A 21,677-nucleotide genomic window follows, 5' to 3' on the forward strand; every position below is an offset into this window, starting at 1 on the left:
GGACAGGCCGCTGCCGGCGCCGCGCGGCACGACGGGCACCCGGTGCGCCGTGGCCCAGCGCATGGCGGTCTGCACCTGCTCGGTGGATTCCGCCCGGACCGCGGCCAGCGGAGGAGCGGCCTGGGGGTCCAGCGCCCGGTCCCAGCGGTACTTCTCCAACCCGTCCGGGTCGGTCAGGACCACGCCGGGAGGAAGGGCCGCTCTGAGTTCGGCCAGCGCTGCGATCACGTCATCGCCCACGCGGGCAGACTCTCACAGACTCCGGAGGCGACGAGGGATCCTCCGGGCGCGTAATCTCGACCGCGTGGAGCCGGGTTCCCGCAGGCAGGCGACGGTCCGTCACATCGTCGGACCGGGCGACACCGCGTCCGCAGTCGGCTCCGGCAACGTCGAGGTGCTCGCCACCCCCCGCCTGCTGGCCCTGATGGAGGCCGCCACGGTCCAGGCCGGCGCGGCCGAACTGGCCCCCGGTCAGACCTCGGTGGGCACGCGGGTGCAGATCGAGCACATGCGCCCGAGTCCGGTCGGCGCCGAGATCACGGTCCACGCCCGCCTGGCCGAGGTGCACGGGCGCCAAATGCGCTTCGAGGTCGCCGCCGAGCACGCCGACGGCACCCTGGTCGCCAGCGGTCAGGTCACCCGCGCAGTTGTCGACGCGGACAAATTCATGGCCCGCGCCGGCGGCGCCTGAGCTCAGCCGGCGGAGTTCAGCAGGAGCAGGCCGAGGTGGGAGTCCACGTCGGCGCGCACGGCATGCAGGACGCCGGCGTCCAGATGGAGAAAGTCGCCGGGGCGCAGCACGGTGTCCTGGCCTGCGACTGTCACTGTCACCTCGCCGGCCAGAGCCTGCATCAGCAGCGGGTTCTTCGGCGTGCGGTGTTCGGTGAGCGCGGCCCCCGCCGCGAAACCCAGCACCACGAACCGGACGCCGTCGGTATCGAGGACCGTGTGTCCGTGTGGCTTGCCGGGCTCGATCGGAACTAGCGATGCGACGGCGGGGAGGCTGGTCACCTGATCGGGCATGGCGCCCACCGTAGCCACGCCCACCGGGTTGCGCCCTAGGCGGGCCCGGCAGTGTGAGACCTAACCGGCGGGCCGGAGCCGAGTTGTTCCGCGGCTGAAGCTGCAATTCGGAACAGGTGTGACCCGTGTGCAGCTGCAACTTCCCCACCAGTAACGAAGTGCAGCTTGGACCGCGGTTCAGCGGTGCGCGGACCCGCTCCCCGCGCTTACGAGCAAGTCCAGGCCGCGCAGGATGTCCTCGACGCGGGCCTTCGCGTCGCCGAAGAGCATCTGGGTGTTCTCCTTGAAGAACAGCGGGTTCTGCACCCCGGCGTAGCCGGTGGCCATCGAGCGCTTGAACACGATGACGTGGCTGGACTCCCACACGTGCAGCACCGGCATGCCGGCGATCGGGCTGGTCGGGTCGTCGATCGCGGCCGGGTTGACCGTGTCGTTGGCGCCGATCACCAGCACCACCGAGGTGCTGGGGAAGTCGTCGTTGATCTCGTCCATCTCCAGGACGATGTCGTAGGGGACCTTGGCTTCGGCGAGGAGCACGTTCATGTGCCCGGGCAGCCGGCCGGCCACCGGGTGGATGCCGAAGCGGACGGTGATGCCCCGCTCGCGCAGCTTGCGGGTGAGCTCGGCGACCGCGTGCTGGGCCTGCGCGGTGGCCATGCCGTAGCCGGGGGTGATGATGACGGAGTCGGCGTCGGCGAGCATCTCGGCGGCACCGTCGGCGTTGATCTCGCGGTGCTCGCCGTACTCGGTGTCCTCCCCCGCCGGGGCCTCGATGCCGAAGCCACCGGCGATCACGGAGATGAACGAGCGGTTCATCGCCTTGCACATGATGAAGCTCAGGTAGGCACCGGAGGAGCCCACGAGCGCGCCGGTGGTGATCAGCAGGTTGTTCGAGAGCAGGAAGCCCGAGGCCGCGGCCGCCCAGCCCGAGTAGCTGTTCAGCATCGACACCACGACCGGCATGTCGCCGCCGCCGATCGAGGCGACCAGGTGCACGCCGAGGGCCAGCGCGACGACGGTGACCGCGATCAGCAGGCCGAGGCTGGGCTCGACGGTGAACGCGATGGTGAGGCCGGCGAAGGCGACGAGCATGCCGATGTTCAGCAGGTTCTTCGCGGGCAGCATCAGCGGCGCCGACTTGATCTTCGCCGAGAGCTTCAAATACGCGACAATCGATCCAGTGAAGGTGACCGCGCCGATGAAGACGCCGATGAACACCTCGGCGTGGTGGATGTCGAGCAGGGAGCCGGCGAACTCGGTCTGGTTCGGGTCGTCCTCGACCTCGTAGTAGCCGTTCCAGCCGACCAGCACCGCGGCGAGGCCGACGAAGCTGTGCAGCAACGCGATCAGCTCGGGCATGCCGGTCATCTCGACGACCTTGGCCCGCCACAGCCCGATACCGGCGCCGATCACGACGGCGACCGCGAGCAGCAGGCCGCCCTCGGCGTCGATGTTCTCGAAGACCTGCCCGGACACCGCGACCAGCGCGATCGCCATGCCGGCGATGCCGTAGATGATTCCCTGCCGCGAACTCTCGTGCCGGGACAACCCGGCCAGGGCGAGGATGAACAGCAGCGCCGCAACGATGTAGGCGGCGTCGGCGATCGATTCGGCGTCCATCGCGATCAGCCCTTCGAGAACATGCTGAGCATGCGGCGGGTCACGGCGAAGCCGCCGAAGACGTTGATGGACGCGAGCAGGATCGCGATGAAGGACAGCGCGCGGATCGTGGTGTCGTCGTGCTCGATCTGCAGGAGCGCGCCGACCACGATGATCCCCGAGATGGCGTTCGTGATGGACATCAGCGGGGTGTGCAGCGCGTGGTGCACCTTGCCGATGACGTAGTAGCCGATGACGATCGAGAGCATCAGCACCGTGAAGTGTTCCGGGATCGGCTGCGGCGCGAAGGCGTTGACTCCGAACAGGGCCAGGACGCCGATGGCGACGATCCCCAGCTGCCGCTGCGCCGACATCTTCTTCTGCACCGGCACCACGCGCTCGGCGACGGCCTTCGCGGCCGGCGCTGCCGAGACCTGCACCGGCGGCGGGGGCCACATCGACTCCCCGTCGCGCACGACGGTGATGCCGCGCTGCACCACGTCGTCGAAGTCCAGCACCAGCGTGCCGTTCTTCTCCGGCGTGAGCAGCTTCATCAGGTTGACCAGGTTCTGCCCGTAGAGCTGCGAGGCCTGCGCAGGCAGCCGGCCGGGCAGGTCGGTGTAGCCGATCAGCGTCACGCCGTTGGAGGTGATGACGACCTCGCCGGCCTTGGTGCCGGCGACGTTGCCGCCCTGCGCGGCGGCCATGTCGACCACGACGCTGCCGGGCTTCATCGCCGCGACGTCCTCGGCGGTGATCAGCTTGGGCGCCGGGCGGCCGGGGATGAGCGCGGTGGTGATGATGATGTCGACGTCGGCGGCCTGCTCGGAGTAGATCTCCGCGGCCCGCTTGTTGTAGTCCTCGGAGGTGGCGGTGGCGTAGCCGGTCCCGGTCTGTTCCGCGGCGACGTCGACCGCGAGGTACTCACCACCGAGGGAGCGCACCTGGTCGGCGACCTCGGGCCGCGGGTCGGTGGAGCGCACGATCGCCCCCATCGACGAAGCGGCGCCGATCGCCGCGAGCCCCGCGACGCCGGCGCCGGCCACCAGGACTTTGGCGGGAGGCACCTTCCCGGCGGCCGTCACCTGACCGGTGAAGAACCGTCCGAACACGTGCGCCGCCTCGACCACCGCGCGGTAGCCGGCGATGTTGGCCATCGAGGACAGGACATCCATCGACTGGGCCCGGGAGATGCGCGGCACGGCGTCCAGCGCGAGGGCAGTGATCGGGCGGGCGGCCAGCGCAGCGACCAGATCGGGGTTGAGGCCGGGAGCGAGCAGCGAGATGAGCGTGGCCCCGTCCTGCAGCAGCGCGATCTCGTCGGACTCCGGCGCCCGGACGGCGAACACGATGTCCGCGCCCCAGGCGACCTTGGTGTCGCCGATCTCGGCGCCGACCCCGGTGTAGGCCTCGTCGGTGAAGCCGGCGGCGGCACCCGCGCCGGACTCCACCAGCACCCGGTAGCCGAGCCCGGTCAGCTGGCGCACGGTCGGCGGCGTCGCCGCGACCCGGGTCTCCCCGTGCGCCGCGTGGCTGACCACGCCGATCAGGGCACCTTCGGGCATCGATCCCTCCGCATCTGTGAGGTACTACCGGCACCCTATTTGCGTGGCCCCGGGGCGGACGCGGCGGCCACGCGTCAGCATTGACTGGTGCGGGTCGCCGTCCTCCGACACCCACGCGCCCCGGCACTGGAACGGCCGTCCACCGCGGTACTGGACGAGCTGTCTGCTTTCGCCCCGGTACACGCCGTGCTGCCAGTTCCCCACGGCCGATCTGGTCGTGTTCGGGCACTCGTACATCCGCTGGACGTCTCCGCGAACGGGCGCCTGGTCCGCGCTCAGATCGTTGCGGTCAGCTGACCTTGTTCTGACAACCCCTCAGGTCCGTGTGGGCGCGGCCGACGCTGCGGATAAGGCGGGCCATCCACTCGCCGTCAACCGCAAGCCCCGTGGGGGAGTGACCGCGATGAACGACCCGACGCCCGCAGGAAGCCGTACCCGCCGCCGCCGCGCCGCGGCGCTCCTGCTCGCCACCGGCGCGGTGCTCACCGCCTCCGGCACCTGGGCGGCCTGGCAGTCCACCGGCAGCCTCACCCAGAACGTGGACTCCGCCAACGTCACGGTGAACGTGGCCGAAGGCGGGTCCGGAGCGGCCACCTGGTCGACCGGGATCACCAATTTGCTGCCCGGCGACTACTTCTACCGGTGGATGGACATCACCAACACCGGTTCGGTACCGCAGACCTTCGCCGCGACACTGACCGGCTCGGCGACGCTGCCGAGCGCGCTCACCGCATGGGTGTCGAACTGCACGGTCGCCTTCACCGCCGGCTCCACCACGTGTTCGGGATCCAGCACGGACCTGTTGGGCAGTTCGGCCACCCCGGCGGCCTTCGGGGCCTTGAGCACCCTCGGGTCCGTGAACGCCGGCGCGGCCAAACACCTCTTGGTCAAGGTCGTCTTCAGCGCTTCGGCGAACCAGGTCACGTACCAGAACCAGAGCTCAACCCTGACGCTCTCGGTGACCGGCACCGCCACCGGCGGCAACGACCGTACGAACGGGTGAGTATGACGCCGCGCGCCACCGTGTGGGTGGCCGCGGCGGCGGTGCTCTCGCTCGTATCCCCTGGCGCCTGGGGCGCCTGGCAAGGCACCGGCGCCCGTAACGCCACCCTCGACTCGGCCCGGCTCGGCTACTCGCTGAGCGGGTCCGAGGTGACCGGTGGTGGCACCGGGTACAGCTGGGGGTTCCTGCTGACCCTGGGCGGCGCGACCGACCACTTCTCGGTCACCAACACCGGCAGCGTCGCGGAGACCATCAGCACGACCGTGACGGTGAGCGGGCTGAGTGTCGGGACCAACACGACGATCTACGGCTGCGCGAACACGTTCTCCGGAATCAGCTGCAGCGGCCGGGTAACGCTCGGCACCGTGCCCGGAGGTAACACCCCGACGGCGATCACGTTGGCGACGAACTTGGCCGCGAGCGCGACCTACAACATCGCGGTCAGCGTGCCCAGACTGCTCGGCGTGACCGTCACGGTGGCGATGCCGGCGAACACTTTCACGATCACCCCGCGCACCGGCATCGACCGGACCAGCGGATGATCGCGCGAACGGTCGGCCGCCTCGTCCTCGACGTGGTCGCGGTCGCGCTGATCGCGATCGCCCTGCTGATGCTGTCGGGGCGAATGGCCGTGCAGCCCGTGCTGTCCGGGTCGATGGCCGGCTACGCCGGACGGGGCGACCTCGTCGTCGGATCAGACACTCGCACCGACTCCCTGCACGTCGGCGACGTCGTCCTGTTCGCGCCGCCCACGCCCTACGAGACCCCGGGCAACCACCCGGTGGCGCACCGGATCCGGTCCATCGACACCGTCGACGGGCGCCTGGTCGCCACCACCAAGGGCGACGCCAACGCGCAGCCCGACCCCTGGACGCTCGACCTCGCGCACACCCGGACCGCGCAGGTCCACCTGGTGTTGCCCAGCGCGGGTTGGCCCTTCATCCGGCTGCACCTGCTGGCCACCCCGGCCGGCCGGATGACGGCCGGACTGACCCTGATGGCTTCCGGTGCCCTGCTCCTGCTCGTCGGCCGACGGCGGCGGCGCCCTTCGGACGAGCCCTGGCCGCCGCCGTTCGAATCTGACCGAGCGTCAGTCCCGCTCCGCCAGGACGCCCCGGCCGGTCCTGTCCCGGAACCAGCCGCCGTCCCCGTCCAGCCCAGCCGGCGCTGCCCGAGCGCGGAGCCGCTCCGCAGCCTCCCGCGGCACCCGGGGCAGCGGGCCGGTGACGTCACGGGGATCGGTCATGTCGACCCCGATTGTCGACAGTGCGGGCCGACAATGCTCCCCGGCAGGGCGCATGCGGCGGGCCTGGTGCGGTAGGAAGGCACTATGAAATTTCTGGTGCTGCTGGTCGTGGTCGCTGTCGTGGTGGCCGTCCTCGTGAACAAGTCCAAGAAGCGCTGACCGGCCCGGGTGCGGCGGCCTCTCCCGAGCCCGGCACGATGCGCGCATGAACACCGTGCAGCTCGAGGTGGACGGGCCGGTCGCGATCGTGGCGATCAATCGACCCCAGGTCCGCAACGCGATCAACCCGCAGACGGCCGCGGAACTGCGGACCGCTTTTGAATGGGTGGCCGGCGACGACTCCGTGAAAGCAGCGGTGCTGACCGGTCGCGGCGGCGCGTTCTGTGCGGGCTACGACCTGGCCGCCTTCGCCGAGGTCGGCATGGATCACACGGCCCTGGACCTGCTCGGCCCGGGTCAGCCGGGCCCGATGGGGCCGAGCCGGATCACCCTGCCCAAGCCGACCATCGCCGCGGTTGAGGGCCACGCCGTCGCGGGCGGCCTGGAACTGGCGATCTGGTGCGACCTACGGGTGGTCGCCGAGGACGCCGTCTTCGGCGTCTTCTGCCGGCGCTGGGGGGTACCGCTGATCGACGGCGGCACCGTGCGGCTACCGCGGCTGATCGGGCAGAGCCACGCCCTGGACATGATTCTGACCGGGCGTCCGGTGGCCGCCGACGAGGCGCTCAGGATGGGCCTCGCCAACCGGGTCGTGCCCTCCGGGCAGACGCTGGAAGCCGCGGTCGATCTGGCTCGGCAGATCACCGAGTTTCCGCAGACCTGCATGCTCGCCGACCGGGCGGCGGTCTACAGCCAGGACGGACTGGACCAGGCGACCGCGCTGGACTCCGAAGCCCGGACGGGACTCGAGGTGCTCCGCAGCGGGGAGAGCGTCTCCGGCGCCGGAAAGTTCGCGCGAGGCGCCGGGCGACACGGGTCCTTCAGCCAGTAGGTGGGGTAACCGGCACCAGGGACCTCAGAGTCGCCCGGCGGGCTCCGCGGAAACGCCCTGGCGCGGGAGCAGGCCGTCGTCGGTGAGTTGCCGGAGCGCAGTGACGGCTTCCTCGTGCAGAGCGGCGTCGACGTCGAGGGCGGCGGCCTCCCGGCGCAACCGGAGCGCCTCGCGCAGGTACATCGCGGACTGACCCGGCGCCCGCCGGGCCCGCTGCTCGCACGCCGTAGCCATCGAACGGGCCTCGCGGGCCCGCACCCGGTTCACCCGCGCGGCCCGGGTCGCCTCGGAGAGGAAGTCCGAGCCGGTACGACGGAAACGCGCCGCCGGCCCGGCGGCTTCGGGAGCGGGCGCGAGACTCGTCGTCATGAATCAAGAACACCGGATCCGGCGATTCCGTCCCAGGGACGAAGGTCCCGACAAACCGGGTCCGGCGTCCCGAAACTCAGCCGGAGCTATCGACGCCCCGCTGTTGCCACGCCCTCAGGCCGGCACCGGCGCCTTCCTCATGGCGTAGCCGGGGAAGCCGCCGTCGCGCTCCTTGTCGAGTTCGGCGCAGTAGCCGGCCATGCCGCCCAGGTAGGCCAGCGTGGTCTGCTTCTTGCCCGGGACGTTGGCGCCGAGGAACCACGGTCGGTCGTCCAGTCCCTTCGGGACCAGCGTCATATGCAGGATCATGTCGCACATCGCGGTCCAGGCCGCCCCGGCTTCGGGTGTGGATTCGACCCGCTCGGCGCCGTCGGCGAGAGCCTTGTCGAGTACCTTGCCGATGAACTCGACCTGCTTCTCGATCACCGGCGGGTGACTGGCGAACGGGCCCTGCGGGCCGAGGATCGCGAACAGGTTCGGGAAGCCGGCCTGCGAGATGCCCAGGTGCAGGTTCGGGCCCTCCACCCACTCGGCCTCGAGGGTGCGGTCGCCGACGCCGTGCACGTTCATCTTCGCCAGTGGGCCGGTCATCGCGTCGAAGCCGGTGGCAAAGATGATGACGTCGGCCTCGTACTCCGCGCCCGAGGTCAGGCGCAGCCCGGTCGGGGTGATCTCCGCGACCGGGTCGGGGCGGACGTCGACCAGCGTGACGTTCGACCGGTTGAAGGTCTCGAAGTAGAAGTTGCCCAACGGCGGGCGCTTGCCGCCGATCGGGTGCGTCTTCGGGCAGAGCAGCTCGGCGGTGACCGGGTCCTTGACGATCGCGCGGATCTTGTTGCGGACGAACTCGGCCGCGATGTCGTTGACCCGCTGGTCGACGAGCATGTCGTCGACGGTGGTGAAGATGTAGCGGAAGCCGCCGTCCTCCCAGCCTTTCTCGAAGATCCGGATCAGATCAGCGTCGTCGCTGACCTCGGAGCCCAGCTGGTTCGCCGGGTCCATGGGGAACGCGAAGACGTGGTTGAAGGTCTGTTCGGTAATCAGGTCGTAGTCGCGCTTGAGCTCGGCCCGCTGGTGATCGCTCAGCGCGTGGTTGCGACCGGGCATGACGAAGTTCGGCGTCCGCTGAAAGACCGTCAGATGTTCGACCACCGGCGCGATGGTCTGGATGACCTGGATACCGGTGGCCCCGGTGCCGATGACGGCGACCCGCTTACCCTCCAGGTTGACCTCTTCCTTCGGCCACAGCGAGGTCTGGTACCACTCGCCGGCGAAGGAGTCGAGGCCGGCCAGGTTCGGCTTGTACGCCACCCCGAGCCAGCCGAGACCGGTGATCAGCCAGCGACAGGTGACCTCCTCGCCGGTGTCGGTGCGCACGGTCCAGAGGTTGGTCGCCTCGTCGAAGAAGGCCCCGTCCACCCGCGCGTTGAAGGTGATCTCCTTGCGCATGTCGAAGCGATCGGCGACGTGGACCATGTACTTCTGCACGTCCGGCTGGGACGGGAAACGCTCGGGCCAGTCCCACTCCAGGCCGAGCTCCTTGTCGAAGAAGAAGCAGTAGCCCCAGCTCTCGGTGTCGGTGCGGGCGCCCGGGTACCGGTTCCAGTACCAGGTGCCGCCCACCTCGCTGCCGGCCTCGAACACCCGCATGCTCAGCCCGAGGCGGCGCAGCTCGACGATCGAGCGCATCCCGGCGAAGCCGGCGCCGACGACGACCGCGTCGACTCGGGGCGCGGCACTCACGCGACGGCCATCAGAACGTAGGCGAGCGTGGCGGGCGCGCTGCTCTTGTTGTGCCAGGCGTGCCGGGCGCCGTTCTGCACCACACAGCTGCCGGTGGGCAGGTGGACCTCGGCGCCGTCGTCGAGTTCGAGCCAGAGCTCGCCGGAGATGACGATCGCGTAGTCGACCGTGACCGTCTGGTGCATGCCGGGGTTGTCCGGCTCGAAGATGCCGAGCAGGCCGGGCAGCTTGTCCTCCCCGTCGGCGAAGAGCGCGTTCATGGTCGTCTCGTCCGGCGCCGGGGCGTCCGGGTCGACCGGCGCTGCCGGCGGAAGGGTGAGGATGCCGAACCGCGAGCCACCCGGGCCGGGGAAGAAGTTCTGGTTGGGCACCGCCGGGTCCGTGACCGGGCTGCGCAGCGTGCCCTCGGTGCCCCAGACCTGGTAGAACTCCGCGTCGCCGAACGCGTCGATCTGCACCTTCGGCATGGCCTCGTCGGCGTAGAAGATCGAGGTTCCCTTGGCGTCGACGCCGGTGACGACGCGCTTGTAAGTGGTCATGGCCGCGACCGTGGCACAGCTACGCGGTGAACGTCAGTCCCCCGTCGGTCGGAGATTTGTCCGCGGGTCCAGATTTCGCCGACCCCGCCGTTCGGAGGTGGGGGCGACGCCGTGCCAGCCTCCGCCCATGGCCACCGAGTACGACCCGAAGATCCCGGCGATGCTCCGGGATCCGTACCCGGTGTTCGCCGAGCTCCGGGCCCAGGGCGGCGTGCAGTGGTGCCCGGCGCTGTCCGGGTGGCTGGCCCTGGACTGGGCCAGCGTCAACGCGGTCGTGATGACGCCCGAGATCTTCTCGGCCAACCGTCTGGCGCAGATCAATGCGCACCTGCAGGAGCCGGACTGGACCACGGCCGACGGGGTCTTGGAATGGCTGACCCGCTGGATCGTCTTCCAGGACCCGCCGGACCACACCCGGGTCCGCCGTCACCTGGCCGGGGCAATCAATCCGAAGATGGTGCACCGGCTCCGCGACGCCACGGTCGAGATTGCCACCGACCTGCTCGACGAGCTCAGCCCGCGAGAGTGGTTCGACTTCTACACCGACATCGGCCTGCGGCTGCCCGGCTTCGTGGTGATGGACCTGCTCGGCGTGCCCCGCGACCGGCTGGCCGAGGTCAAGTCCTGGTCCGACGAGATGATGCTGTTCATCGGCAGCTCCCGCGGGGTCGCGGACAAGTACACGAAGGCTGCACACGGGGCGCACTCGATGGCCGGGCTGTTCCGGGAGCTGATCGACGAGCGCCGGGCGGACCCGCAGGCGGACACCGTGACCCACCTGCTGAACAGCGAGGTGGGTGGGGATCGGCTCTCCGACGACGAGATCGTCGCCGCGATGATGATGATCGCCAACGGAGCCCAGGAGACCACTGCGCACCTGTTCGGCAATGCCTTGATCGCGCTGACCGAGCACCCGGAGGCGCACGCCAAGCTGGCCGGCGACGTCGATGGGCTGATCGCCACCGCCGTCGAGGAGTTCATGCGGTACGACTCCCCCGTGCTGTCCACCGCCCGTCTGGTGGTGGCCGATACCGAACTGGGCGGGGCCAAGCTGCGGCCCGGGGACCGGATCTTCGCGATGCTGGCCGCCGCCAACCGCGACCCGGCGGTTTTCCACGACCCGGACACGCTCGCGGTCGAGGGCCACCCAGCGGCCCATTTCGCTTTCTCCAAGGGGGCGCACTTCTGCTTGGGCGCTCCGATTGCCAGGATGGAGGCCCAGGTCGCGATCGGTGAGATCCTTCGCCGCTTCCCGAACTGGCGGATCGCCGAGCCCGTCTCGGAGATCCCGTGGATGAACTCGATGGTGGCCCGCGGGCCTATGCGGCTCCCGGTCGCCCTCGCGTGACGATCCGGGAGGTCGCCATGAGCCGCACCAACGTCCTGTCCGCCGAGGACGACCTGCTCTACCACGTGGGTCCGGACACGCTCGGCGACGACTACTCGCCATCGAAGGACCCCCGGTTCTACGACCGCTACTGGAACGTCTGGCACGACGACACCGGCGAGGCGATGCTCGCCGTCGGCGGCACCTTCTACCCGTTGCTCGGTCGCGCGGAGTCCTACGCGATCCTCAACCTGCGCGGCGACCACCGCTCGGTGCGCGCGTTCCGCACGCTCGGCCGCGATCGCGCCGACCTGACCAACGGCCCGCTGCGCCCGCAGATCCTCGAAGGCCTGCGCCGCTGGCACCACGTCCTGGAACCCGGGGAGTGGGGCTTCTCCTACGACCTGACGATCACCGACACCCATCGGCAGGAATACTCCGCCGCGTGGGGTCCGGAGGTGAGCGAGGGCGAACGGCATGTGACCGCGGGCTTCGAGGGCTTCGGCACCGTCGAAGGTTGGATCGAGGTCGACGGCGAGCGCATCGAGTGGAGCCCGGGGACGGCGCACGGCACCCGGGACCGGCACTGGGGCATCGGTCGCGGCGTCGGGGGTCCGGCGCTGAACGGGGGCCGCAACACGCGCGGCGGTTGGAAGGGCGGGATCTGGATCGACCTCGGCGACGTCGGGCTGTGGGGCAAGAAGGTCCTCTATCCCTTCGACGACCCGCACCCCCGCGCCGCCTGGGTGCGCGACATCCAGCGGCGGTTGCGCTTCGAGGAGGACACGCAGGTGTTCGTCGAGGGCCTGATCGACCTGACCTTCAACGACGGCAGCACCCGGCACCTGCACCTGGAGCGCCTCGGCGCCCAGACCGCGTACATGCGCTGCGGGTTCTACGGCGGTACCCCCATCACTCCGGACGGGGGCGGGCTCCAGCCCGGGGAGTACGACGGACCGCCGCGCGTCGAGTGGGACCGCTACGACGTCACCGACCCCGCCGTGCGTCTCGCCCTGCGCGGGTTGGACGAGCACCACTGCCGGGTGACCGAGGGGACGAGTATCACCACCGGGATCCTGCAGCCCCTCGAGCCGGACGCCTACGAGTCCTGCGCCGCCGGAAAGCCCGGGTGGTCCCTGCTATGACGCCGCTCGCGTACGACTCGGCGTTGCTGATGCCGGACGCGTTCGCGCACAACGCGCGGATCCACGCCGACCGCATCGCCGTGGTCTGCGACGAGGAACGGATCACCTGGCGGGAAGCCGACGAACGCACCAACCGGTTCGCGAATCTCCTGAAGGGCCGCGGACTGGGCACCGGCGACAAGGTCGCACTGTTCATGCCCGCCTCGCTGGACGCGTGGATCGCGTTCTGGGGCGCCGTCAAGGCCGGCTGCGTCGCCGTCCCGCTCAACGTGCTTCTCGACCCGAGCTCCCTGGCCCGCCTGGCCGCCAACTCCGACGCCGTCGTTCTGGTCGCGGACACCGGCACCGAGGCCGTCCTGAACGGGATCCGGGATCGCTTGCCCGCGGTGCAGCACTGGGTCAGCTTCGGCGCCGGTGCCGGTTGGTCCGATGCGCGGGCCGAGCTGGCCGCATCCTCGCCCGAACCGTGCGGGATTCGGGTCCGAACCGACGACATCATCACCATCCTCTACACCTCGGGCAGCACCGGCGAGCCGAAGGGCATCGAGCACACCCACGCCAGCCGGATGGCCTACCCGTACGGGTTCGGCATCGGCATCAAGGTCGACCGCTACTCGGTCGCGGTGCTCGGCACCCCGCCGTACGCGTCCGGGACCTGGATCACCATGGCGCCGATCATGTACACCGGCGGCACGCTGGTGATCCTGCGTCAGTTCTCCGCCGAGGCGTGGCTGACCGCCGTCGAACGCGAGCGCGCCACGCATGCCTTCCTGGTGCCGACCCAGTTCATCGCGGTGCTGCAGCACGAGAAGCTCAGCTCGGTCGACGTCAGTTCGCTGCGCGCGTTGGTGACGGCGGGCCAACCGATGGCAGCGAAGACCTACGACGCGCTGGTGGCCGCGTTCCCCGCCGCCGGGATCTACGAGGTCTACGGCTTCACCGAGGGTTTCGCGACCTTGCGGACACCGGAGGACGCCGCGCGCGGCAAGCGGGAGAGCGTCGGCACCTCGGTGTTTCTGGACGACATCCGGATTCTCGATGACAACCTCGTCGAGCTCCCTCGCGGCGAGACCGGGGAGATCGTCGCGCATGCGCTGATGATGATGACCGGCTACTACAAGAACCCGGCGCGCACCGAGGAGACCACCTGGGTCGCCCCGGACGGCCGGACCTTCATGCGCACCGGCGACGTGGGTCGCATCGACGCCGACGGCTTCGTCTACGTCTCGGGCCGACTGAAGGACATGATCAAGTCCGGCGGGATGAACATCTACGCCACGGATATCGAGACCGTCTTCATGAAGCACCCCGACGTGAGTGAGTGCGCGGCCATCGGCGAACCGCACCCGACGTGGGGCGAGACCCCGGTGCTGGTTGTGCTGCTGCGCCCCGGCGCCGCCGCGGACGCCGAGGCCCTCGCCGCCTGGGGCAACGGGCAGCTCGCCAAGTACCAGCGGGTCAACCGCGTCGAGATCCGCACGGAGCTCCCGCGCGCGGTCTACGGGAAGATCGCGAAGCACGAGCTGCGCGCCGAGTTTGCGCGGAAGGGCCTCTGAATGTCGGTCACTTATCCCGACTACGAGAGCCTCGAGCTCGACTGGCCGGAGCCGCACGTCCTGCGCATCATGCTCAGCCGGGGAAAGATGAACTCTCTGGACTGGCAGATGCACCAGGACCTCGGCGGGATCTGGAAGCTGATCGATGCCGACCCCGAGGTCTCCGCGGTGGTGATCGGCGGCAAGGGCCGTGCGTTCAGCGCCGGCGGCGACTTCGACATGGTGCAGAAGATCATCGACGACCACGACTTCCGCATGCAGATGTGGAAGGAGGGCCGCGCGCTGGTGATGAACATGCTCGAGTGCAACAAGCCGATCGTGTCCGCGATCAGTGGTCCGGCCGCCGGCGGCGGACTGGCCGCGGCGCTGCTGGCCGACGTGAGCGTCGCCGGCCGCACCGCGAAGCTGGTGGACGGACACACCCCGCTCGGAGTCGCGGCCGATGACCACGCGGTGGCGATCTGGCCGCTGCTGTGCGGGATGGCGAAGGCCAAGTACTACCTGATGACCTCGGACGTGATCACCGGCGAGGAGGCCGAGCGGATCGGCCTGGTGACCTTCTGCGTGGACGACGACGCCGTGGACGCCCGGGCGCTGGAGATCGCGGTGAAGTTGTCCAAGGGCGCCCCGGGCGCGATCCGCTTCACGAAGCTCGCGCTGAACAACTGGATCCGGGCGGCCTGGCCGTCCTTCGAGGCCTCGTTGGCCTTCGGGATCCTCGGCTTCTCCGGCCCCGAGGCCAAGGAGGGCCTGGCCGCGCTGCGCGAGAAGCGCGAACCCCAGTTCGAGCAGCGCTCCTACATCTGACCCACCCTTACGTCCTGAAGGAGTGCCGTGTTCGACGAGGACTTCGTCGCCCCGCCTCGCCTCGACCTGCCGCTGGACCAGCGGGTCTACATCGTCACCGGCGCCGGCGGCGGGATCGGCGGCGCCGCGGCGCTGCGGCTGCTCAGGGTCGGTTCGAAGGTGCTCGGCGTCGACCTGAGCTCCCGGCGGATGGCCGAGACCGTGGAGCAGGCGGCCGGGCTGCCCGGCACGCTGCGCACGATCAAGGTGGACGTCACCACCGAGGCGGGGACGGCGGCGGCGGTCGATTACGCGTTGACCGAGTTCGGCGCGGTGCACGGCGTCGCCAACGTGGCCGGGGGCATGGTCAACATCGACCGCGAGGTCTACGACGTCCCGCTGGAGTCCTTCTCGCTGCAGGACTGGCAGCGGATGTACGCGCTGAATGTCGAGAGCGCGTTCCTGATGTGCCGCGGCCTGGAGAAGCACTTCGTCGCCCAGGGCTACGGCAAGGTCGTCAACGTCGCCTCGCTGGCCGCGTTCGCGAACCGACTGGAGTTGGGCAACGCGGCCTACAACTCGGCGAAGGCCGCGGTGGTCGCGTTCACCCAGACCCTGAGCATGCAGGGCGGCCGCCACGGCATCCGCGCGAACTGCATCGCCCCCGGCCTGGTGCTCTCGGATCGGGTGCGCCAATGGATCGACGAGGGCTACCTGCGCCGGCACATCGACCACACTGCGCTGGGCGACCTGTCGAAGCCGGAGGACCTCGGCGAGGGCATCGCCTTCTTCCTCGAACCGCAGTCGGACGCGATCACCGGGGAGACGTTGCGGGTAGCCGCCGGGGTCCGGTGATGCCGCGCACCGAGGCAGACGAGCCCCGGATCAGCGAGGGCGTCGCCGAACTGCTCGGCACCGCGCTGCCCGATGCCGTCGGGCTGACCGTGTCCGGCGTCGCCCGGGTGTTCGGCGGCAACGCGCGCCGGGCCTGGTCGGCGACCGCTTCCTGGACCGACGCCGACGGCGGGCACACCGCGGACCTGATCCTGCTGGTCCGGCTCTCCGGCTCGCAGGTCCGCACCGATCCCGCCGACGAGATCCGGCATCTGACCGGCCTGGCCGAGCAGGGCGTGCGGGCGCCGCGGGTCTGGGCGCACGACGGCGACGGGCACCTGTTCGGGATGCCGGCCGTGCTGCTCCAGCGGATGGCGGGCCGCGGCGACGCCGTCGAGTACCTGCGTGCCGATCCCGAGCTCGGCCGGGCCCGGACCCTGGACCTGGCCCGCGCTGCCGCCGAACTGCACGCCGCCTCCCCGAGCACCGGGCCCTACGACCCAGGTGCGCAGCTGGAGCAGTGGCGGTCCCAGTTCCTCGCCAGCCGATTGGAGCCGCACCCCGCCCTCGGCTGGCTCCTCGACTGGCTCACCGACCACCAGCCCGCGATCGAGCGCACCGTCGTCGTGCATGGGGACTTCCGCGTCGGCAACGTCCTCTACGACGGCCCGCACATCACCGGCCTGCTCGACTGGGAGATGGCCCATCTGGGTGACGCGGCCGAGGACCTCGCCTGGGCCTACCGCGCCCTGTGGAGCCCGGTGCGATTCTGCTCGATCGAGGACTTCGTCGCGGCCTACGCCGACGCGGGCGGAGCCGCGATTCCGGCGGACTCGCTGCGCTGGCACCGGGTGTTCAGCGAGGTGAAGTTCGCGGCGATCTCGCTGGCGGCGGCGCGGTCCCTCGTCGACGGCACGAGCACCAATCTGCGCCTGGCCGACCGCGCCCGCACCGTCGTCCCGGCGGTGAATCTCTGCCTGTCCTGGATCGCCGCCGCGGAGCAGACCGCACGCTCGGAAGCGGGCGCAGCGTGCTGAGGCCGACCCCGGGCGAGCTGCTCGCCATCACCCGCCGCGAACTGGCCGAGCAGGTGCTGCCTTCGTTGCCCGCCGGGGCACCGGCCCGCCAGCTCAAGGCGGCCCTGCACGTCCTCGCCCAACTCGAGCGGACCTGGGATCTGATGCCGTCGTACCTCGCTGCTGACAACAACGACCTGCGCGCTTCGCTCGCCGAGCTCCAACGGTTGACCGGGATCAGCGCGCCGGCCCGCCGGGAGACCGCGGTCGAGGTCCCGGGGGTGCTGGACGAGGCTCTGCGCACCCTGATCCGGGACAACGAGGCGTTGCAGGCCGACCTCGATGAGGCCCAGCAGGCCTGGCGCACCAGCGGTCGCCAGGACGAGATTGTCGCCCGCCTGCTCCTCGACCTGCACGTGCGCATGGGCGAGCGGGCTCGTCTCGCCGCCGGCCTGGCCTGACGAAACTCCCACTGCCGAAGAGCCCACATGTCCAGGATTCACACCCTTGCCGCGACGGACTTCGCCATCAAGGCCGCCCGCGTCCCGGACGGGAAGTCCCAGGCAAGTACGTCTTCACCGAGCGCACCGCCTCCTGACCCGTCAGGTGAGGGTGAGGGGCACCAGCGGGAGCCGGCCGGACAGGCGGAGCACGAGCACAGCCATCTGCGCGGTCAGGTAGGCGTCGTCGTCGGTGGTGACGGCCAGGCCGGTCAGCTTCTCGATGTTGGCCAGCCGGTACCGGACCGTGTTCGGGTGCACGTGCAACACGTCGGCGGCTCGGCGCACGCCACGGCCGCACTGCAGGAACGCGTTCAGCGTCGCCAGCAGTTCCTCGTGCTTCGAGCCCGGCGCCAGCAGCGCGCCGAGGGCGTCACGCGCGAAGCGCTGCGCGCCGTCGTGGTCGGCGGAGGCGAGCAGCAACCGGCCGGCGCCGATGTCACTGGCGGCCAGCACCAGGTCGCCCGGGGACTCGACGTGGGTGCGCATCGCCCGCAGCACCTGCCGAACCTGGGTGTGCGCGGAGACGTCGTCGCCAGGTGCGCGGATGATCGTGGAGATCGCGACGAAGATCGGCGCGGTGTGGCGCAACTCGGTCAGCATCTGCGTCGCCTGGGCCCGGACCCAGGCCACCGCGTCCGCTTCGGCCAACGCCGAGGGCACCTCGATCACCAACGCGATGTCGTTGCCGGACGGGCTGGCCAGCACGGCGGACGGGGCGTCGGGCGCACTCATCAAGAGGGCGAGCGCCTTGGGCGTGAGGTCGAGCAGCCCATCCCCGCCGGGACCGATCAGGCACACCACCCGCGGGGAGTCCAAGCTGATCCCGAGCCCTTGCGCGCGACTGTCCACCGCGACCTGTTCGCCACGGATCAGGCTGCCGGTGAAGGCCTCGACCGCGTGCCACTCGATGTCCTGCTCGCGCCGGGCCCGAGAGCGTTCGAGGGCGATGTTGTGCGCGGCCCGGCGCACGATCGCGCCGTCGAGCGACGTGAACCGGGCGGGTGACTCGGCTACCACGACGTAGCCCCAGCACTGCGCGTCCACCACGATCTGAGCCACCATCAGACGGTGCAGCAGGTCGGCCCGGGGCAGCGGGCCGAGGACGCGTGGGTTGTCCGGGCGCAGGGCCGCCAACAGCGTGGCCACCGCAGGCAGCCGGCGCAGCTCGCCGTCGAGCATCCGCACCGGCGGTGAGTCCAGATTGCCCTGAGCCAGGCAGCGGAAGTCCGCGTCGTAGATCCAGCACGGCTTGCTCAGCAGCCGGGACACGGTCTCGGCGAGCTCACGCACACCCCAGCCGCGCAGCAGGATCTCGGTGAGCTGGCCCTCCATACGCGCGGCCTGCTGGAGCATGGAGAGTTGCTCGGCCTGGGTCGTCAGGCTGGAGCGCAGCCGGGTGGTCAGCTGGACCTGGTTGACCGCGGTCGCGGCCAGCTCGGCGAAGGTCAGCGCGAGCTCCTGGTGGTGGGCGTCGAACTCGATCACGACGTCCTCACTGTCCAGACAGAGCACGCCGATCACCTCATCGCGCAGAATCATCGGCACCCCGAGCACCGAGCGGGCATGCCAGCGGCGCATGGCGACCTGCAACGGCCGCGGGTCGACCATCGTGTTCACGACCATGACCGGGCGCTGGGTGCGCACGATCTCGCGGGTGAACTCGTCCCCCGGGCCCCCGGAGACCAGCGCGCGCACCGCGGAGTCGATGTCGCTCGCCGCGTGCGCGACGGTGCCGTGGAACAGCCCCGTGGCCCGATCCAGCAGATGCATCGAACAGCGCTCGGCGCCGGTCAGCTCGGAGAGCTTGGTGACGATCAGGTGCAGGACGGTGTCGAGGTCCCGCTCCTCGGCCAGCGCCGCCGTGACGAACCGGAACGCGGGGACGGCCGACACCTCAGGAGAGGTGCCGACCGCCGCCGGGTGGTCGTTAATGGTGACTACTGCGCGGTCCAGCCGCCGTCGATCGCGATCACCTGACCGGTGATGAACGAGGACTCCGGACGGGCCAGGTGCACGGCCATCGCACCGATGTCCAGGGGCTGGCCGAGGCGGGCCAGCGGGGTCTGCGACTCGCAGTACGCCTTCAGCTCGGGGGTGATGTCGCCGAGGATCGGGGTCTCGATGATGCCCGGGCAGATCACGTTGATCCGGATCTTGCTGCCGGCGTACTCGATCGCGGCCTGCTTGCTCATCGCGATGACGGCGCCCTTGGTGGCGGCGTAGGTGAACACGTTCAGCATGCCGACCAGGCCGGCCACCGAGGCGACGTTCACGATGGCGCCGCCGCCGCGCTCGATCATCCCGGGGATGACCGCGCGCATGCCGTAGAAGTACCCGGTCTGGTTCACCCCGACAATGCGCGCCCAGTCCTCGTTGGAGGTGCTCGCGGCGTTGTCGACCGGCTGCACGATGCCGGCGTTGTTGACCAGCAGGTCGACGCCGCCGTGGTCCCGGGTGATCTGGTCGACCAGCAGGCCCCAGGCACCGTCGTCGGTGGTGTCGATCGCCGCCGCGGTGGCCGAACCCCCAGCCGCCTTGATCTCCTCAGCGACGCCGTCGGAGTTCTTGATGTCCGCCACCACCACGTGCATGCCCTCGGCGGCCGCGTGCAGGGCGGTCCCGCGCCCGATGCCCGATCCAGCGCCGGTGATGAGGGCGACCTTGCCGCTCAAGCTCTCCATGCCGTGACTCCTGTGGTCGTCTGGTCCGCCTGACCTCGCGACACTATGCCGAACACCTGTTAGGCAGGAATAGCAGAAAGTACGACCCTTTGGACGCCCGTACAGCGGGGGCGGAAGCCTCGTTCAGTCGATACCGAGGGCGCGGGCGAAGCCGGGCGCGATGACCAGGTCGGACTGGCTGAACTCGGAGACGTCGGCCTTGCCGGTGGCGAGCATCGTGGAGTCGATGCCCATCCGCAGCAGGTCCAGCACGTTCTCGACGCCGGCCTGCCCGTTGGCCGCCAGGCCCCACAGGTAGGCGCGGCCGATCATGACCGCACGGGCGCCGAGGGCGAGGGCCTTGACCACGTCGCTGCCGCGCCGGATGCCGCCGTCGAGCACGACCTCGATCTGGCCGCCGACGGCCTGCGCGACCGTGGGCAGGGCCCGGATCGCGGCCGGGGTGCCGTCGAGGTTGTTACCGCCGTGGTTGGACACCGAGATCGCACTCACGCCCGCGTCGACCGCGCGACGCGCGTCGTCGACCCGGCAGATGCCCTTGAGCATGAACGGGCCGTCCCACTGCGAGCGCAGCCAGGCCACGTCCTCCCAGGACGGCGGCGGAGTCATCATCCACTCGCCGTAGGCCTCGAAGAAGCCCGGCGGCTTCTCGGACAGCGGCCGCACGTTGGGCACACCGAGGTCAGGCAGCTTGCCGGTCTTGGCGAAGGCGAGCAGCCACTGCGGGCGGAGCGCGACCTCGGGCGCGAACTTCAGCGCGGTCTTGAAGTCGATGCTCTCGGGGATCGACGGGGAACCCCAGTCGCGCTGGTGGGAGAAGGACCAGTCCAGGGTCAGGATGATGCCCTGCGCGCCGGCCGCCTTCGCGCGCTCGAGCCGGCCGATGAGCACCTCGCGGCTGCCGGACCAGTAGACCTGGAAGAAGGTCGGGACCCCGGTCGCGGTCACGGCCTCGACCGGCTGGGAGGCGAACGAGGACAGGCCCATCGCGATGCCGCGGGCCGAGGCGGCGCGAGCCACCGCGATCTCGCCGTCGGGGTGGACGGCCTGCACTCCGGTCGGGGAGATCAGGACCGGCATCGAGATGTCCTGGCCCATCACGCGCACGCCCTGCTCGCGTTTGGCGGACCCGCCGGCGACGTGCGGGGCGAAGCCGAGCTCGCCGAACGCGCGCAGGTTGTCCGCCAGGGACAGGCCCCGCTCGGAGCCGGCGATCAGCGCCTTGTACACCGAGCGCGGCAACCGCCGCTTGGCCCGCCGCTGCGCCTCAGCAACCGTCTCGAACCAGGGATTTCCCATGCACGCTCCTCTACCGAACGACCACCTAGCCTCCCATCCCCACTTTGGTGGCGTGCCGGGGGTATCACCGGAGATTGATAGCCCGGCCACGCCGCCAGAGTCGGGGTCAGGAGGCCTTGCGCCGGGCCCGGATCGGGAGCAGCGGCCGCAGCGTGCGCGCGCGGACGGCGCCGGCGATCACCCCGGCGCCGTAGGCGGCGTCCTCGGCGACGTGACCGGCCACAAACGTGACCCGGTAGTTGGGCGGGCGCCGCTCCCACCAGGAGTGCGCGGGACCGGCGGCGAGCAGGGCCGCGGCGGCGAAGCGGGTGCGCCGACGCGTCAGGCCGGCCAACAGCACCGGGGCCAGGAACTGCGTGGCATAGGCACCGGCGGAGCGGGCGGTCTTCGCGGTCCGGTCGGCGACGGCGCCCAAGGCCCCGACCTCGATGCCGGCGGCCTGGCGCACCCGC

22 protein-coding genes and 1 pseudogene are annotated in these 21,677 nt (G+C 70.4%); 12 read left to right on the forward strand and 11 right to left on the reverse strand.

Features of this window, described 5'->3' with window-relative positions; genetic code table 11:
* Window positions 1-240, reverse strand: a 240-nt coding sequence (locus tag H0X00_RS07670; protein ID WP_293768694.1) for an FAD-binding protein, incomplete at its 3' end; no start/stop codon positions are given.
* Window positions 241-304: 64 nt separating this feature from the next.
* On the opposite strand from H0X00_RS07670, the gene H0X00_RS07675 reads away from it, so the two are divergent.
* Window positions 305-691, forward strand: coding sequence for a hotdog domain-containing protein (locus tag H0X00_RS07675; protein ID WP_293768696.1), 387 nt, complete (start codon window positions 305-307; stop codon window positions 689-691).
* Between the two features lie 2 nt (window positions 692-693).
* On the opposite strand, the gene H0X00_RS07680 is transcribed toward H0X00_RS07675, so the two are convergent.
* From H0X00_RS07680 to H0X00_RS07690, 3 genes are all read right to left on the reverse strand, one after another.
* Entirely contained in the window at window positions 694-1,023 is a 330-nt protein-coding gene (locus H0X00_RS07680; RefSeq protein ID WP_293768698.1) for a cupin domain-containing protein, read from the reverse strand.
* Window positions 1,024-1,200: 177 nt separating this feature from the next.
* Window positions 1,201-2,643: a Re/Si-specific NAD(P)(+) transhydrogenase subunit beta gene (gene pntB, locus H0X00_RS07685; RefSeq protein ID WP_293768700.1), complete on the reverse strand. Its 1,443-nt coding sequence runs from the start codon at window positions 2,641-2,643 to the stop codon at window positions 1,201-1,203.
* 5 nt (window positions 2,644-2,648) lie between these two features.
* The gene (locus H0X00_RS07690; RefSeq protein WP_293768702.1) at window positions 2,649-4,187 is read right to left on the reverse strand and encodes a Re/Si-specific NAD(P)(+) transhydrogenase subunit alpha; all 1,539 of its coding nucleotides are present in this window, start codon (window positions 4,185-4,187) and stop codon (window positions 2,649-2,651) included.
* Between the two features lie 403 nt (window positions 4,188-4,590).
* Here H0X00_RS07690 and H0X00_RS07695 point away from each other — a divergent pair, with 403 nt between their 5' ends.
* From H0X00_RS07695 to H0X00_RS07710, 4 genes are all read left to right on the forward strand, one after another.
* Window positions 4,591-5,190, forward strand: coding sequence for a hypothetical protein (locus H0X00_RS07695; protein ID WP_293768704.1), 600 nt, complete (start codon window positions 4,591-4,593; stop codon window positions 5,188-5,190).
* Window positions 5,187-5,732 (forward strand): hypothetical protein, encoded by a 546-nt coding sequence (locus H0X00_RS07700; RefSeq protein ID WP_293768706.1) that lies wholly within the window; start codon window positions 5,187-5,189, stop codon window positions 5,730-5,732. Before H0X00_RS07695 ends, H0X00_RS07700 begins: the two co-directional genes overlap by 4 nt.
* On the forward strand, window positions 5,729-6,511 hold the full coding sequence (locus H0X00_RS07705) for a signal peptidase I (protein WP_293768708.1): 783 nt from the start codon (window positions 5,729-5,731) through the stop codon (window positions 6,509-6,511). Before H0X00_RS07700 ends, H0X00_RS07705 begins: the two co-directional genes overlap by 4 nt.
* A gap of 130 nt (window positions 6,512-6,641) precedes the next feature.
* Window positions 6,642-7,427, forward strand: a complete 786-nt coding sequence (locus H0X00_RS07710; RefSeq protein WP_293768710.1) for a crotonase/enoyl-CoA hydratase family protein — start codon at window positions 6,642-6,644, stop codon at window positions 7,425-7,427.
* A 24-nt stretch (window positions 7,428-7,451) separates the two neighbouring features.
* On the opposite strand, the gene H0X00_RS07715 is transcribed toward H0X00_RS07710, so the two are convergent.
* From H0X00_RS07715 to H0X00_RS07725, 3 genes are all read right to left on the reverse strand, one after another.
* Window positions 7,452-7,796 (reverse strand): hypothetical protein, encoded by a 345-nt coding sequence (locus H0X00_RS07715; protein ID WP_293768712.1) that lies wholly within the window; start codon window positions 7,794-7,796, stop codon window positions 7,452-7,454.
* Window positions 7,797-7,910: 114 nt separating this feature from the next.
* Window positions 7,911-9,539, reverse strand: a complete 1,629-nt coding sequence (locus H0X00_RS07720) for an NAD(P)/FAD-dependent oxidoreductase (RefSeq protein WP_293768714.1) — start codon at window positions 9,537-9,539, stop codon at window positions 7,911-7,913.
* A complete protein-coding gene (locus H0X00_RS07725; RefSeq protein ID WP_293768716.1) occupies window positions 9,536-10,078 on the reverse strand; it encodes a cupin domain-containing protein in 543 nt (180 codons plus the stop codon). Before H0X00_RS07725 ends, H0X00_RS07720 begins: the two co-directional genes overlap by 4 nt.
* A gap of 127 nt (window positions 10,079-10,205) precedes the next feature.
* On the opposite strand from H0X00_RS07725, the gene H0X00_RS07730 reads away from it, so the two are divergent.
* The 7 genes from H0X00_RS07730 to H0X00_RS07760 are packed head-to-tail and all read left to right on the forward strand — an operon-like array spanning window position 10,206 to window position 17,203.
* Window positions 10,206-11,426, forward strand: coding sequence for a cytochrome P450 (locus H0X00_RS07730; protein ID WP_293768718.1), 1,221 nt, complete (start codon window positions 10,206-10,208; stop codon window positions 11,424-11,426).
* Window positions 11,427-11,443: 17 nt separating this feature from the next.
* Window positions 11,444-12,550, forward strand: a complete 1,107-nt coding sequence (locus H0X00_RS07735) for a hypothetical protein (RefSeq protein WP_293768720.1) — start codon at window positions 11,444-11,446, stop codon at window positions 12,548-12,550.
* On the forward strand, window positions 12,547-14,106 hold the full coding sequence (locus H0X00_RS07740) for a class I adenylate-forming enzyme family protein (protein WP_293768722.1): 1,560 nt from the start codon (window positions 12,547-12,549) through the stop codon (window positions 14,104-14,106). Before H0X00_RS07735 ends, H0X00_RS07740 begins: the two co-directional genes overlap by 4 nt.
* Window positions 14,107-14,913 carry an enoyl-CoA hydratase/isomerase family protein gene (locus H0X00_RS07745; protein ID WP_293768724.1) on the forward strand — a complete coding sequence of 269 codons (807 nt, stop codon included), beginning with the start codon at window positions 14,107-14,109 and terminating at the stop codon, window positions 14,911-14,913. It abuts the gene before it with no gap.
* Window positions 14,914-14,940: 27 nt separating this feature from the next.
* Window positions 14,941-15,747 carry an SDR family NAD(P)-dependent oxidoreductase gene (locus H0X00_RS07750; RefSeq protein ID WP_293768726.1) on the forward strand — a complete coding sequence of 269 codons (807 nt, stop codon included), beginning with the start codon at window positions 14,941-14,943 and terminating at the stop codon, window positions 15,745-15,747.
* On the forward strand, window positions 15,747-16,763 hold the full coding sequence (locus tag H0X00_RS07755) for a phosphotransferase family protein (protein ID WP_293768728.1): 1,017 nt from the start codon (window positions 15,747-15,749) through the stop codon (window positions 16,761-16,763). The genes H0X00_RS07750 and H0X00_RS07755 overlap by 1 nt, the downstream gene beginning before the upstream one ends.
* Window positions 16,757-17,203 carry a hypothetical protein gene (locus H0X00_RS07760; RefSeq protein WP_293768730.1) on the forward strand — a complete coding sequence of 149 codons (447 nt, stop codon included), beginning with the start codon at window positions 16,757-16,759 and terminating at the stop codon, window positions 17,201-17,203. Before H0X00_RS07755 ends, H0X00_RS07760 begins: the two co-directional genes overlap by 7 nt.
* A gap of 141 nt (window positions 17,204-17,344) precedes the next feature.
* Here the strand turns inward: H0X00_RS07760 and H0X00_RS07765 are convergent, their stop codons facing one another.
* The 4 genes and pseudogenes from H0X00_RS07765 to H0X00_RS07780 all read right to left on the reverse strand — a co-directional run.
* Window positions 17,345-19,138 (reverse strand): GAF domain-containing protein, encoded by a 1,794-nt coding sequence (locus H0X00_RS07765; RefSeq protein WP_293768732.1) that lies wholly within the window; start codon window positions 19,136-19,138, stop codon window positions 17,345-17,347.
* A 44-nt stretch (window positions 19,139-19,182) separates the two neighbouring features.
* Complete coding sequence (locus H0X00_RS07770; protein ID WP_293768734.1) at window positions 19,183-19,926, reverse strand: SDR family NAD(P)-dependent oxidoreductase; 744 nt, start codon at window positions 19,924-19,926, stop codon at window positions 19,183-19,185.
* Between the two features lie 123 nt (window positions 19,927-20,049).
* The gene (gene mftD / locus H0X00_RS07775; RefSeq protein WP_293768736.1) at window positions 20,050-21,225 is read right to left on the reverse strand and encodes a pre-mycofactocin synthase MftD; all 1,176 of its coding nucleotides are present in this window, start codon (window positions 21,223-21,225) and stop codon (window positions 20,050-20,052) included.
* A gap of 106 nt (window positions 21,226-21,331) precedes the next feature.
* Window positions 21,332-21,677 (reverse strand): annotated as a pseudogene (locus H0X00_RS07780) (mycofactocin system glycosyltransferase); the annotation flags it as partial.

It is taken from the genome of Sporichthya sp., assembly GCF_013815995.1.
GTDB lineage: Bacteria > Actinomycetota > Actinomycetes > Sporichthyales > Sporichthyaceae > Sporichthya.

Bases quoted from the DNA above. Each gene is read 5' to 3' on its own strand.
- pntB (WP_293768700.1), bottom strand. From the start codon at position 2,643: ATGGACGCCGAATCGATCGCCGACGCCGCCTACATCGTTGCGGCGCTG.
- H0X00_RS07680 (WP_293768698.1), bottom strand. From the start codon at position 1,023: ATGCCCGATCAGGTGACCAGCCTCCCCGCCGTCGCATCGCTAGTTCCG.
- H0X00_RS07725 (WP_293768716.1), bottom strand. From the start codon at position 10,078: ATGACCACTTACAAGCGCGTCGTCACCGGCGTCGACGCCAAGGGAACC.
- mftD (WP_293768736.1), bottom strand. From the start codon at position 21,225: ATGGGAAATCCCTGGTTCGAGACGGTTGCTGAGGCGCAGCGGCGGGCC.
- H0X00_RS07705 (WP_293768708.1), top strand. From the start codon at position 5,729: ATGATCGCGCGAACGGTCGGCCGCCTCGTCCTCGACGTGGTCGCGGTC.
- H0X00_RS07710 (WP_293768710.1), top strand. From the start codon at position 6,642: ATGAACACCGTGCAGCTCGAGGTGGACGGGCCGGTCGCGATCGTGGCG.
- H0X00_RS07695 (WP_293768704.1), top strand. From the start codon at position 4,591: ATGAACGACCCGACGCCCGCAGGAAGCCGTACCCGCCGCCGCCGCGCC.
- H0X00_RS07730 (WP_293768718.1), top strand. From the start codon at position 10,206: ATGGCCACCGAGTACGACCCGAAGATCCCGGCGATGCTCCGGGATCCG.
- H0X00_RS07770 (WP_293768734.1), bottom strand. From the start codon at position 19,926: ATGGAGAGCTTGAGCGGCAAGGTCGCCCTCATCACCGGCGCTGGATCG.
- H0X00_RS07755 (WP_293768728.1), top strand. From the start codon at position 15,747: ATGCCGCGCACCGAGGCAGACGAGCCCCGGATCAGCGAGGGCGTCGCC.
- H0X00_RS07745 (WP_293768724.1), top strand. From the start codon at position 14,107: ATGTCGGTCACTTATCCCGACTACGAGAGCCTCGAGCTCGACTGGCCG.
- H0X00_RS07715 (WP_293768712.1), bottom strand. From the start codon at position 7,796: ATGACGACGAGTCTCGCGCCCGCTCCCGAAGCCGCCGGGCCGGCGGCG.
- H0X00_RS07690 (WP_293768702.1), bottom strand. From the start codon at position 4,187: ATGCCCGAAGGTGCCCTGATCGGCGTGGTCAGCCACGCGGCGCACGGG.
- H0X00_RS07735 (WP_293768720.1), top strand. From the start codon at position 11,444: ATGAGCCGCACCAACGTCCTGTCCGCCGAGGACGACCTGCTCTACCAC.
- H0X00_RS07740 (WP_293768722.1), top strand. From the start codon at position 12,547: ATGACGCCGCTCGCGTACGACTCGGCGTTGCTGATGCCGGACGCGTTC.